Annotated in this window: 10 protein-coding genes; 6 read left to right on the top strand and 4 right to left on the bottom strand. The window is 31.4% G+C overall.

Features of this window, described 5'->3' with window-relative positions:
* Position 1: 1 nt before the first annotated feature.
* Positions 2-583 (bottom strand): RNA polymerase sigma factor, encoded by a 582-nt coding sequence (locus tag ASC44_RS07325; RefSeq protein WP_055446962.1) that lies wholly within the window; start codon positions 581-583, stop codon positions 2-4.
* 151 nt (positions 584-734) lie between these two features.
* On the opposite strand from ASC44_RS07325, the gene ASC44_RS07330 reads away from it, so the two are divergent.
* From ASC44_RS07330 to ASC44_RS07355, 6 genes are all read left to right on the top strand, one after another.
* Entirely contained in the window at positions 735-1,172 is a 438-nt protein-coding gene (locus ASC44_RS07330) for a hypothetical protein (protein WP_055446963.1), read from the top strand.
* A 77-nt stretch (positions 1,173-1,249) separates the two neighbouring features.
* Positions 1,250-2,224 carry a hypothetical protein gene (locus ASC44_RS07335; protein ID WP_055446964.1) on the top strand — a complete coding sequence of 325 codons (975 nt, stop codon included), beginning with the start codon at positions 1,250-1,252 and terminating at the stop codon, positions 2,222-2,224.
* 186 nt (positions 2,225-2,410) lie between these two features.
* The gene (locus ASC44_RS07340; RefSeq protein ID WP_055446965.1) at positions 2,411-4,369 is read left to right on the top strand and encodes a DUF7849 domain-containing protein; all 1,959 of its coding nucleotides are present in this window, start codon (positions 2,411-2,413) and stop codon (positions 4,367-4,369) included.
* Between the two features lie 72 nt (positions 4,370-4,441).
* Positions 4,442-7,036 (top strand): CHAT domain-containing protein, encoded by a 2,595-nt coding sequence (locus ASC44_RS07345; RefSeq protein ID WP_083476260.1) that lies wholly within the window; start codon positions 4,442-4,444, stop codon positions 7,034-7,036.
* On the top strand, positions 7,005-7,451 hold the full coding sequence (locus ASC44_RS07350; RefSeq protein ID WP_055446967.1) for a retropepsin-like aspartic protease: 447 nt from the start codon (positions 7,005-7,007) through the stop codon (positions 7,449-7,451). The genes ASC44_RS07345 and ASC44_RS07350 overlap by 32 nt, the downstream gene beginning before the upstream one ends.
* Positions 7,452-7,472: 21 nt before the next feature.
* Positions 7,473-8,105, top strand: coding sequence for a response regulator (locus ASC44_RS07355; protein ID WP_055446968.1), 633 nt, complete (start codon positions 7,473-7,475; stop codon positions 8,103-8,105).
* A 1,126-nt stretch (positions 8,106-9,231) separates the two neighbouring features.
* On the opposite strand, the gene odhB is transcribed toward ASC44_RS07355, so the two are convergent.
* The 3 genes from odhB to ASC44_RS07370 form a co-directional block, all read right to left on the bottom strand.
* On the bottom strand, positions 9,232-10,446 hold the full coding sequence (odhB, locus tag ASC44_RS07360; protein ID WP_055446969.1) for a 2-oxoglutarate dehydrogenase complex dihydrolipoyllysine-residue succinyltransferase: 1,215 nt from the start codon (positions 10,444-10,446) through the stop codon (positions 9,232-9,234).
* 256 nt (positions 10,447-10,702) lie between these two features.
* Positions 10,703-11,077, bottom strand: coding sequence for a DUF3887 domain-containing protein (locus ASC44_RS07365; RefSeq protein ID WP_055446970.1), 375 nt, complete (start codon positions 11,075-11,077; stop codon positions 10,703-10,705).
* 17 nt (positions 11,078-11,094) lie between these two features.
* Complete coding sequence (locus ASC44_RS07370) at positions 11,095-13,851, bottom strand: 2-oxoglutarate dehydrogenase E1 component (protein WP_055446971.1); 2,757 nt, start codon at positions 13,849-13,851, stop codon at positions 11,095-11,097.
* Between the last annotated feature and the right edge of the window lie 29 nt (positions 13,852-13,880).

A 13,880-nucleotide genomic window follows, 5' to 3' on the forward strand; every position in this document is an offset into this window, starting at 1 on the left:
ATTAGTAATTAAGTTGATTAAATTTTGGCGACTCTTGAACCAACTTTGTTAATTGCCCAATGCATAAAGATTTCTTTTTTCTAGCGTAACCATAAGTAACACCTAAACTTGCTGCAACCTCTTCCATAGAATTTATTTTAAAGGTCGCTTTTATTAAATCTTTACACGCTTTGCCTAATTTTTGAAACATCTCGTTAAACAAGGCTTGTTTTTCATCAAATAACTCTGTTTCAAACGCTAGTTCATGTGCGTCGTCATCTTTAGATAAAACTTCTTCATTAATTGTTACCTCCTTATTTTTATTTTTTTTGAGTGCGTTTAGCCACTTACGTTTACAGAGTAAAAAAAAGTAAGCATCGAAAGGACAGGTAAGTTCTAGTCCTTTTTCTTTTGCTTGATTATATATAGTGACTATGGTTTCTTGTATAATGTCTTGTGCTTGGTCTGCATCTCCACTATTCTGTTTTATATAATTCACCACTTTAGGCACGAACTTATCGTAAATGGCTTGTATAATAAAGGAGTTATTATTTAAAAGACCTTCTACGTACTTTTGATCTTCGTGAACTTTTTTTTCACTCATAAGTCCTTGTTTTTCGGTTAGTTTCCAACGAATTTAAAAAAAAATTAAATAATAGAGGTAACAATTTTTAAATGCTTTTGATATAAGGTTGTAAAAGGCAAAACGCCAATAACAATAAAACAAAATTATTAAACTATAACATTTAGAAATTATGAAAAATTCAATTTTAATTATCGCAACAGTAGTCTTTAGCTTTTTAAACGTAAACGCTAAAACTGTAAAAACAACCCTTAACACTGAAACACGTTTGGAAATTGCAAGAGATGAAATAGTACAAATATTCGATTGGTCGGTTAAAACAACTACTGGAGATTTTTCAGGAACAGCATCAACCTTATTGGATGCTAAAAGAAGAGCTAATATGGTTGGACAAGGTGCTATAGTATTGGAACAAAAAATCACGAACTACTTCGTATTAAAAAGCGACATAAAATCTCAAGCAAAAAGAGTTTATTATTGGGAAGTAAAAAGTGAGAGAGGTTATGCAAAAGGATATTCTACAAATGAGTTTTCTGCCAAAAAGATGATGCATTTAGTAGCAAAAGGAGAAATAGTGTCTTACAGAATAATAGAAAGTAAAAACATGTAAAAAACATCTAAAACTAGGTAACAAAATGGTTACTCCGTTTATATAAAGATGTATAAACAATTAAAACATTAGAAATTATGAGAAATTTAAAAACAGTACTTGCAAGTTTATTTATCACATCGTTAACCTTATTTACAAGTTGTGATCCAGATGATAACGGAGAAACAATTGACATACCAGAGGTTTTAGAATACAATAATATTCAAGGTTTTTTTGAAACTAATGGCGTACAAGACCAAGATTTTACATTAGATGCCGTTACAGGTGGAAATATAATTGGTGAAAACGGCACTATTATTACTTTCCCAGCTAACGCGTTTGTAGATGGAAGTAATAATCCAGTAACCGGAATCGTGGATGTAGCTATAAAAGAAATTTTTAAGCCTAGTGAAATGATTTTATCTAACAAACCAACAAACGCTTTAAGTTTTTCGAACCAAAACACTTTTCTTTTATCTGAAGGTGAAACAGAGGTGAGGATTTCTCAAAACGGAAACACTTTGCAACTTGCAAATGGTATTAACTATCAAATATCGGTACCTTCTGCTGGTGGTTTAGATTACGAAATGTTGCCTTTTGCAGGAACAACTTCAGATGCCGAAGGTATTGTATGGGATCCTACAAGTGATGTTGGTGTAACGAGTAGTGGAATGCAATATGTAACAGCTCCTACATCTTATATCTACGACGTTTTTAATACCGGATGGTCTAATTGCGATAAATTTTACAATTATCCTGGAGCACAAACAACCAACTATATTAATTTATCAAATAGTCCTAATGCCTCTGAAACAGCAATATTTTTAATCTTTGAAGAAAACAATTTACCAGCAGTTGTTAAGTTCTCAACAACTTACGCTAATGGAATACAGAGTTATATAGATATGCTTCCAGAAGGTTTAGCTGTAACCTATGTAGCCATTACCGTAGAAAACAACCAGCAATACTTAGCTATGGAAGATGTAACTATTTCTGACGAAGAAGAGTTAACTCTAAACTTTGAAGTAAAATCAACACAAGAAATTCTTGATGCCTTATCTCTTTTAGATTAAAACTTTTATAACACTAAAAAAAAGACCAGAAATTAAATTTTCTGGTCTTTTTACATAACACAGACGCTACAGTTAATTAACTCAAAACAACAAGTAATAGAATACACTTAAGAAATTAACAGGTTTTGAATTAACTTTGAAATTACAGTTTTTGTATCTTTAAAATCTAAACCAACCAATGCTATTATGAAAAACTTGATAACCCTTTTCATTATTCTTTTTATTTCGCAAAATGCACTGAGTCAAGAAGCTCAAGTAATAGATACTACAAGAAGAGTTGCTAATATTACATACACAAAAAACGGAAACGCCGTTAAATTTACACCAGAAACACCTCCTTTAACTCAAATAGCAGGAGCTCCAACAGCATTCTACAAACACTTTTGGGAACTTGGAGATGGTGACTACAGTAACGAAGAAACACCTACAAAACAATATAGAAAAGAAGGTGAATACGAGGTAAAATACTGGGCAACCAATGTTTACGACAACGGAAAACCACCAACATCAAGGCCTAAAAAAATTAAAATAGATGATGCTAATGATTCGGCAGAAGCTGCTTCTTCTATGGTAGACGATCTTTCATTAATTCGCAATAGAGAACCAATGCCTAGTGAAGAAATGGTTGTAGTTATGAGTTATAAAAACTATAAAGATTATGCTACTAGTGGGACGCTTCACCTGTATTTTAATGAACAAAAATATAAAGCCGATAATTTTGAATTAGCAGATACAAGACTTTATAACAACGAAAGACAAATTGAAAGTGAAGATCTTGTTTTCTCTAATGAAGTTAATGATGAGCGCAGCTTTTATGCCTCGTCAAAAAACGAAATAAACTTACTTCGCGCGCGTTTTCAAGATTCTACAGAGAAAGAAGATCTTGAGCTTACACTTATGGAAACGAAAGCAACCTATAAAAAATCAAGTACCATTGCTTTTGAAAATATGAAGCCTAACGAAGAACGTAATATTTTCTACACTTTTAAAACAACTCCAGAAATGCTTAAGGACACAAGTGCTATCATTTCGGTGAGAAGTATTTATATTCCAGACAACAATTACAAAACACACAAAGTAAAAGATATGGAAATGGAGATTGTAACCTCTCACGATCCTAACAAAATGTCGTCTAATTCCACCTTTTTAAACTATAGATTAGTCCGTTTTAAAAGACCAAAATTTAAAATTAGATTCCAAAATAATGGTGAAGGCCCAGCAAGTACTATTCGTTTAGAAACAGATGTTCCAGACATGTTCGATAAAGCTACCATTCGTGTGGAAGACATGTATCCTAAAGTTAAAATTTGCCCTAAAAGTGAAGTTAACTACAGTTGTTTAGACACGACTTATACAAATAAACAAGCCATTTTTACTTTCAAAAATATTTACCTTCCTGGAAGTGAACAAAAAAACGTGAAGGATTACGATTCTACACAAGGTTTTGTAAAATACAGTTTAAAGTTTAGCAAAGATTTTCATAAGCAAAAAACAAAATCAAGAACGGCTATAATTTTCGATAAAAACGAACCAATAATCACCAATTACTCTACAACTCGTTTTTTACCAGGTATTTCTATTGGTGCAAAAACTGGATACAACTCGTTTAGCGACCTTGAAGATTCTAAAAGCTACTTTGTTGGTGCTACCATTTCACCTTACAAATCATACAAATGGTATTGGCAAGTAGAATTATTAAATAGTTTTCATAAATACAACGATAATAAAACAGTTACAATAGAAACGATTGACACGCCTACTTTTATTGGCACACAACGCACAACAACAACCAACAGTTTTAACAATGTCGATTGGGAACTACCAGTTTTAGCCAGATACAACATTAACAATTACATTGGCCTAGGCGCAGGTTTACAAGGCATGATTTCTATAAGCAAAAAAAGCACAGAAGAAATAACAATAGAACAAGCCGAAAATTTAAATGGAGGAGATATTGGGCAATATTCTCAAATTAGCAAAACATCAACCAGTACAAGTAATTCTTTTGCTAATTTTAGAACTGGTTTTCTAGTAGAAGCTACTGCTGGATTTGCAAGAATTGGTCCTAGTCTTGGTGCACGCTATGTACTTAATTTTAAAGAAAATTATAACTACATGCAATTCTACGCCATCTGGAAATTCTAGGCCTAAGGCCTATTTGGTAAACCATTGTTGTGTCGTTTATGATTAGGATTCATTTTATTTTTTAATATTTATATGAAAAACAACTTACTCGTTCTCTGTTTTCTATGCTTCGGAAGTGTGTTTTCGCAAACCTTAGAAGATAAAATCTATGAAGCTACAGATACTTTTAATAACCTAAAATCTGCTGAAGCATTAGCGACGCAAAATAAAACGATTTTAACCTTTGAAACACAATTATCTACCACAGACGATTATTTCGCGTTTGTAAATCTACTCGTTAACAAAGCACATTACTTAAAAACTAATAATAAAAATACAGAAGCTATTAAAGGTTACGAAAAAGCCTACAAAATTTATAATGATAAAGTTGCATCTGTTTACAAATACAATATTGTCGATTATTGTTTAATTCCGTTAGGTGTGCTTTATAATGAAATTGGTGACTACACGGCTACCGAAAACACAATAAAAACCTACATCGCAATAGCCGAAAAGGATAAAAACAACACACAACGTGTTGCAGGAGCAATAAACTTATCGCGTTTATACCAAACCATTGGAAGACAACAACTCGCAATTGATATTGCTAATTATGGCCTCAATATAAAACAAGCCAGTACAGAGCAAAAAGTTAAATTAAAGCTTATAAAATCGAGAAGTGAAACAAGGTTAAACAAAAAAGTAAAATTTACAGATAACAGAGGTATTGTTATCAACTATAAAACACAATCTATAGAAACACTAGAATTGGCTTACGACATGGCTATTCAGAAAAAAGATTATGTTTTAGCTTTAAAAATATTCAAAAACTTAAAACCGCTCAAAACTAATCAACTATCGTCAGTAAATAGTTTGTCTAAAATTTACATTGAAGAAGCTCAACTTTACTTACTACTTAAGCAGCCCAAAAACACTAAAGAGAGTTTAAATTCTGCTTTAAAGTTATTGATTCCTAATTACAATTCTAATATTCTTCCTGCAGAATCAGACTTATATCCGGAGAATGCCTTTATTGGAATTTTCGATTTATTTGCAGAAATAGAAACCGATCCTAAAAAAGCAATTGAATATTACAATTTAAGTTTTTATGTTAGCGACTTACTCACTGAAAATATTACTACACAAGAAGGAAAACTTATAGTATTAAATGAAAAACGCAAACGAAGCGAACAAAGCTTGAACATACTATATTATCTTCAAAATAACAGTGACGATACTAAATACATCTTTGAAGCATTACAACTTTCCGAGCGCTATAAAGCTTCAGTGCTAAAAGAAACCATTAGTAAAAAAAACTTATTAAAAGAGCATCCAAATGATTCTCTTTTAATAATACAGCAAAAGCTTTTAAATAATCAAGAACAGCTCATTAATAAACTAACAAGAGCGCCTTTTTCTAATTTTAATGAAGACCAAAAACTAGAACTTAGAGAACAGTTAACTTCAATAAATATTGAATTAAAGGATCTCAGAACTATAATTGATAAAAAGCACGTTGCTAATCCAAAAACTTCATTAAACGTATCAAAACTTAATATTAAACTAATAGAAGATCAATCTACATTAGTAAATTACTTTTATGGTAAAGAAGCCATATATCAGATTATTGTTTCTGATAAAACAACTGCTTTTAATAAGATTCTTTTAAATGATGTAAACACTAAAGTTATTAAAACCTTTATTAAGTATTTTGATAGTCCTTCTGCTATAAACAATAACATCTCTAAATATACCGAAGACGCACATTCACTTTACACCTTATTAAAATTAAATGAAGTAAAAGACAAAAAAAATCTCATCATTATTCCTGATGGTTTTTTAAACTTCATTCCTTTTGATGCGCTTTTAACTACAAAAACAGAAAGTAAAGTTTTCGAAAAAATGTCGTTTTTAGTAAAATCTCATAATGCTGTTTTCAACTCTAATGTTTCGTTATATATAAAAGACAATACATCAAAAAAAGAACAACGCGTTTTAGGTGTTTTCCCTGTATTTAAAGACACATCGCAAGAGCTTGTTTATTCTATAGATGAAGCAGAAAACATTAAAAAAGAAATAGAAACCACATTATTGATGAATAAAAATGCTACAAAAAGTAATTTTTTAAGTCAAGCCAAAAACTATTCTATTTTACATTTATCTACACATGGAACGAGTGGTGATTTTTTTGAACCCGCTCAAATAGCATTTACAGACCAACCAATTTCTACTAACGAACTTTATAGCATTAACCTTAATACGGAACTCGTTGTTTTAAGTGCATGCGAAACTGGAGTTGGAGAAATAAAGCGTGGTGAAGGTGCTTTAAGTATTGCAAGAGGTTTTCAATATGCAGGAGCAAAAAAGGTATTGTATTCGCTTTGGCAAATTAGCGACTTGTCTACTTCCCAAATTATGACATCGTTTTATATGCATCTAGATAATAGTAAATCTATAAGTTACGCAAACCAACAGTCTAAGCTTGACTACTTATATAATGAAGACATAAAGAACTTAAAAAAATCACCATACTATTGGGGTGCTTTTACACTTTACGGTAGTTTTGACAAAGTTGAAGACAACAATTATTTGTGGTTAATTATTGGCGTTTCAATAGCAATTATACTACTTTTACTATGCCTATTTAAACGAAAAAATGGAAAACGCACTTTGGGAATTTCTACTTGAAAAAGAATACAAAAAGATAAAATTAAAACTTACAAAAACTAATCATTTTGAAGTTAAAGCTACAATTAATGGTGTAAAGGGTCTGTTTATACTTGACACAGGAGCATCAAATAGTTGCATTGGTTTTGAGGATGTTACTTTATTCAATCTTAATGCAAAAGCATCCAACATTAAAGCCGCAGGAGCAGGAGCAATAGATATGCTAACACAAACAGCATCTAAAAACACTATTAAAATTGGTCGCTGGAAAAGCTCTAATGCTACTTTTGTTCTTTTCGATTTAACACATGTAAATACAGCCCTAACTATGCATAATGCAAAACCAGTAAATGGAATTATTGGAGCAGATGTACTAAAAAAAGGAAAAGCAATTATAGATTACAACAAGAAATACCTATATTTAAAAACGTTATAAAGTAAAAAATTCCCTTTAATTATGAGTACCTCTATTGTTATTGCAGACGACCATCCATTAATGCTACGTGGTTTAAGTGATTTTTTATCTTCAAAAGGTTATAATATTTTAGGCAAAGCTGAAGATGGTCAAGTTGCATACAACCTTATTATTAAGCATAAGCCGGACATTGCCGTACTAGATATAAGAATGCCCTATTTAACAGGTTTAGATGTTGCGGAACAATGTCAAAAACATGAGTTAAACACAAAAGTAATTTTAATTACTTTCGATAATGAAGAAGAACTCTTTGATAAAGCTAGAGCCTTTAATGTTTATGGTTATATTCTAAAAGAATTTGCAATTGAAGAAATTGAAATATGCATTGGTCATGTAATAAAAAATGAAAAATATTTTAGTGAAGAAATAGCTTCTTATTTAAACTCCAAAATAAAATACTCTAATGCTCACATTAAAGATTTACTTACTAAAACGGAGCTGAAAATTGTTAGATTATTATCTAAAAACAAATCTAATCAAGAAATTTCAGACACTTTACAAAGCTCTATACGCACAATAGAAAAACACAGAAGTAATATTGTAAAGAAATTAAAGCTTCAGAAATCTCATAATGCTTTAATGCTTTGGGCCAACTTGAATAAAGATTTATTTTAGTTTTGTTTCAAATAACATTTGCAATGTATTTATCTAAAAACAAAACGCTCTAAAATAATAATTGAGCAGCGACAAAACCAGAACTAAAGAGCACTAGCAAGACCTGAAAGCAAAATTTATAAAAATTTGAAGTCAAAAAAAATACGTAGTTCTACGTATTTTTTTTTTCGTTTATTCGAATTACCTTTACAAGGCTATTAATCAATTACCTATAAGAGAGTTTCAAGCTCTACATTATATTATAATGTAGAGCTTTTCTTTTTTTATCATTTTCTAAAACTTACATCTACTTCTTTTCTTATTAATTAGATTCCTAGTTATTTTATGAAAAACAAAATGGAAATGACTTAAACTCGCGTTCTTAATTATAAAATAAACTTTACAAAAAAAGTTTAAAAACAAATAGAATCATCGTTAACCTCATTAAACACTAATAAATGTAACGTTTGAAGATTATAGTAGATTTAGAAAAAATACGTAGTTCTACGTATTTTTTAAACCGAATATTCAGCCTATCTTTATAATGCTATTAATCAATGACTATAGGAGAAACCAAAGCTCTACATTATAACCTAATGTAGAGCTTCTCTTTTTTATACCTTTAACTATTATATATATATCGCCGTCACTTCGACTACTAGCATACTCCACAATTTTCAAATAAAAAAGGTAATTAGGCCCTAGACTCGCGTTTCAAACTTCGATAATAAAGTGTGAAAAATAAATACCAAAGTAGCCATAAACACTATAACCTCAATAAAGGCATAGCTTAACAAGGTTTTCGCTATAATTTTTACTTTGAAAAAAATACGTAGTTCTACGTATTTTTTTTTACGTTAATTCAAGCTATCTTGATAAAGCTATTAATTGATTTTTAAGGGAAGAATTAATTAAAAAAAACTCTGTATTGTAAAAGGTGCAGAGTTTTTACTTTAAAAAAACTATTTATGGAAGAAATAAATAATACAAAAAGTAATAAATTTATTATTGGCATAATTGTTATTGCTGTAGTTCTAATATGCGTTAACATAGTTACCGTTTTTATTAATTAGAAATTATTAATTTTATAAATAAAAAAGGTTCTCTATTAGTAGAATGCCTTTTTTTATTTATATAACTTGTATTATTAAAGCTCTAAAGCTCTCTTAACATCATTGTCCATTAATATCTCTATTGGGTTTTCTAACGCCTCTTTAACAGCTACCAAGAAACCAACACTCTCTTTACCATCAATTATTCTGTGATCGTAAGATAAAGCTACAAACATGATTGGTCTAATCTCAACATGTCCATCTATAGCTACAGGACGATCAACAATATTGTGCATCCCTAATATTCCACTTTGTGGTGGGTTAATAATTGGAGTTGATAACATCGAACCAAATACACCACCATTGGTAATAGTAAAGGTTCCACCCGTCATTTCATCTATAGTTATTTGTCCGTCTCTAGCTCTAAGCGCTAAACGTTTTACTTCTGATTCTATACCTCTAAACGTTAAGTTTTCAGCATTTCTAATTACAGGAACCATTAATCCTTTTGGACCAGAAACAGCGATACTAATATCTACAAAATCGAAAGTTTTCATTTCCTTTCCATCTATCATAGAATTAACTGCTGGATACATTTGTAATGCACGAACGATAGCTAATGAGAAGAAAGACATAAACCCTAAACCAACACCATGTTTTGCTTTAAACGTTTCTTTATACTCTTTTCTAAGCGCAAAAATTGGAGACATATCTACTTCGTTAAAAGTAGTTAACATTGCTGTTGTGTTTTTTGCTTCAACTAAACGTTCTGCTACTTTACGACGTAGCATAGACATTTTAGAATTTGAAGATCCACGATTACCACCAGTTGGAGTTCCCATAGATGGTACTGCATTTACAGCATCATCTTTAGTTATACGTCCAGATTTTCCAGAACCAGAAATTGTACTTGCGTCCATTCCTTTTTCTGCTAAAATCTTTTTTGCTGCAGGACTAGCTGTTCCAGTTGCATACGTTTTAGTTTCAGTCACTTTTGGAGCTTCTACAGTTGCTTTTGGAGCTTCTGTTTTTTCCTCAGTTTTTGGTGCATCAGAAGAACCTTCTGGTTTAGCAGCGCCTGTATCTATTAAACAAACAATTGCTCCTACTTGCACGGCATCACCTTCTTCAGCTTTCAAAGTAATTGTTCCGCTGGCTTCAGCTGGTAACTCTAAAGTTGCTTTATCGCTATCTACTTCTGCAATAGCTTGATCTTTTTCTACATAATCACCATCTTGAACTAACCATTCTGCTATTTCAACTTCTGTAATAGATTCGCCTGGCGAAGGTACTTTCATTTCTAAAATCATAATCTTTTATCTTTTATATAGAACTATTTGTAGTAATAACGATTAGAATGCATCCAACAATAATTAAAGAAAGGATTCCCCAATGTTTCTTAAACATTGATTTTGTCCATTTATTTCCTCCCCACATAGGAAAATTATTGTTTTTTTGTCATATCAACTTTTATTCTTACTACTAATTCAAAACTTTAATTTGTTCAATCTAAATCAAACTTCTGTAATTTTGCTATAATGTCTTCTTACTGTTTTTATTGTTGTCTTATTTTTTTGGTGGATACATTTGTAAACCACTAATTTTATTATTGTCATCTAAAAGAAAAAAAGCTTCTCCTACTCCGTTCTCGAAAGTTACTTCGTAGTTGTGTCCTGTTCTAATAATCTCTTTTAATGCTACTGCTTTTATATTACCTAAAGCTTCAGCATTAATATTTGTTTTAAAAAACGCCTTTGTTTTTTCTAACGTTAATGTCTTTTGAAAATTTGCATTAAACATATTATAAACACTCTCAAAATCTCCATTATTATAATGTGTTTGGAAATCTGAAATTACTGTTTTATAATTTGATTTTTCAGTTTGAGCAAATCCTAAAGAGAAGCTTAATACTGCTATTACAATTAATACAATTTTTTTCATAATATTATAATTTATGCTTAACGCTGGTTATTTTTTGTTTTATCAAACACGAAATCAATAACCTCTTGATGACGTTTTTTTGATCGCACAGAACTTCCTGCAGACGGCGCTCCATAAGAACGTCTTGATGCAGCTCTAAACGTTTTAGCTTCATCAAAATGCATCAACATATGTGCATAAGCTCCCATATTTCTTGGTTCTTCTTGCGCCCAAACAATATCGTCTGCTTTACTATATTTTTTTAATGCTTTACGCATTTCTTCTGCTGGTAATGGAAACAATTGCTCTACCCTAACAATAGCAACATCGTCACGTTTAAGTTCGTCACGTGTCTCATCTAAATCGTAATAAAACTTACCTGTTACGAATATTAATGTTTTTACTTTATCAGCTTTTGCTTCAACATCATCTATAACTGTTTGAAAACTTCCATTTGCAAAAGAATCTACTGTAGACACACATTTAGGATGGCGTAATAAACTCTTTGGCGTAAATACTATTAAAGGTTTTCTAAAATTAGATTTCATTTGTCTACGTAACAAATGGAACATATTTTCTGGTGTTGTACAATCTGCAACGTACATATTATCTTTTGCACATAATTGCAAGTAACGTTCCATTCTAGCCGAAGAATGTTCTGCTCCTTGGTTTTCATAACCATGAGGTAATAACATTACTAATCCGTTTTGTAGCTTCCATTTATCTTCTGCAGCAGAGATATATTGATCTAGCATGATTTGAGCACCATTACTAAAATCTCCAAACTGTGCTTCCCAGATTGTTAATGTTTTAGGGCTTGCCATAGCATAACCATAATCGAAACCTACAACTCCATATTCTGATAATAATGAGTTATAAATATGAAATTGTCCTTGAGTTTTACTTATATTATTGTGTAGAATAATCTCTTCTTCACTGTCTTCAACCTTTACAACAGCATGTCTATGAGAAAACGTACCACGTTCTACATCTTGACCTGAAATTCTAACATCGTAACCTTCTGTTAAAAGTGATCCATAAGCCAAATGTTCTGCCATAGCCCAATCTAATTGGTTATCATCGAACATGGTTTGGCGAGACTTAATTAGTCTTTCGATTTTACGAATAAACTTTTTGTCTTTTGGTAAATTTGAAATTACTTTAGTAATATCTGCCAAGTTCTCCTTAGAAACTTTGGTGTCTACTGTTTTCATCATTTCCACCTCATCAACACGTGTAAAACCTTCCCACGTTGCTTCCATAAATGGAGTAATGACTGTTTTATCTTCTTTTCTTGAAGCGTCTAGTTTTTCTTCTAGACTATCTTTATATGCTTTTTCTAATTGCTTGACATGGTCTTTACCAATTACGCCTTCAGCAATTAATTTTTCTGCATATATATTTCTTGGATTAGCATGTTTTGCTATCGCTTTGTATAATTTTGGTTGTGTAAAACGTGGCTCATCTCCTTCATTATGTCCATATTTTCTATAACCTAACATGTCTATAAATACGTCACGCTTAAAAGTCATTCTAAAATCTAAGGCAAATAATGTGGCATGAACTACAGCTTCTGCATCGTCTGCATTAACGTGTAACACTGGAGATAAGGTAACTTTACCCACATCTGTACAATATGTACTAGATCTGGCATCTAAATAATTTGTAGTAAAACCAACTTGATTATTTACTACTATGTGTATAGTTCCATTTGTTTTATAACCATCTAGTTGTGCCATTTGCACTAATTCGTATACCAAACCTTGACCTGCGATTGCAGCATCTCCATGAACAATTATTGGTAATACTTTACTAAAGTCGTCTTTATAAAATCTATCTTGTTTTGCTCTAACAATACCTTCTACTACTGCACCTACCGTTTCTAAGTGAGATGGATTAGGAGCAATACTTAATCTTATTACTTTTCCAGAGTCAGACTTTCTTTTACTGGTCCACCCTAAATGGTATTTCACATCACCATCAAATACTTTTTCTTCGTAATCTTTACCATCAAATTCGCTAAAGATATCTTTTGCACTTTTACCAAAGATGTTTGTTAATGTACTTAAACGACCTCTATGAGCCATTCCCATTATAAACTCCTCAACTCCTAAATCTGCCGCTTTTTCAATTACAGCATCTAAAGCTGGGATTAAAGCTTCTCCTCCTTCTAGAGAAAAACGCTTTTGCCCAACATATTTTGTATGCAAGAAACTCTCGAAAGATACTGCTTCGTTAAGTTTTTTAAGGATATGTTTTTTCTGATCTGAAGAAAACTTTGGCTGATTATCATTAATATTCAGCTTGGTTTGAATCCATTGTATTTCCTCTGGCTTTCTTATATACATGTACTCCACACCAATAGAATCGCAATAAATACTTTCTAAATGATCTATTATTTGCTGAAGTGTTTGCGGCCCTAAGCCTAAAGTATCACCAGCATTAAAAGTCGTATTAAGATCTTGGGTTGTTAAACCAAAGTTTTCAATCTCTAAAGTCGGCGCGTATTTTCTACGTGCGCGAACAGGATTGGTTTTTGTAAATAAATGTCCTCGATTTCTATAACCATCGATTAATTTTACTACTTGAAATTCTTTTTGAACATGTTCTGGGATTTGTGTAGAAACACTTTCTACAATGTCTCCATCCATGCCATAATTCTCACTACCAAAGTCGTAACCTTGAAAAAAGGCTCTCCAACTTGGTTCTATAGAATCAGGGTTTACTTGATATTGTTCGTATAAATCAGCAAAGTATGCTGTATGTGCTGCGTTTAAAAAGGAATATTTATCCATTATTAGGTATAAGTCGTGTTCGCTTCAAC

Origin of the sequence: Lacinutrix mariniflava, assembly GCF_001418015.1 — a bacterium.
GTDB classification, from domain to species: Bacteria; Bacteroidota; Bacteroidia; order Flavobacteriales; family Flavobacteriaceae; genus Lacinutrix; species Lacinutrix mariniflava.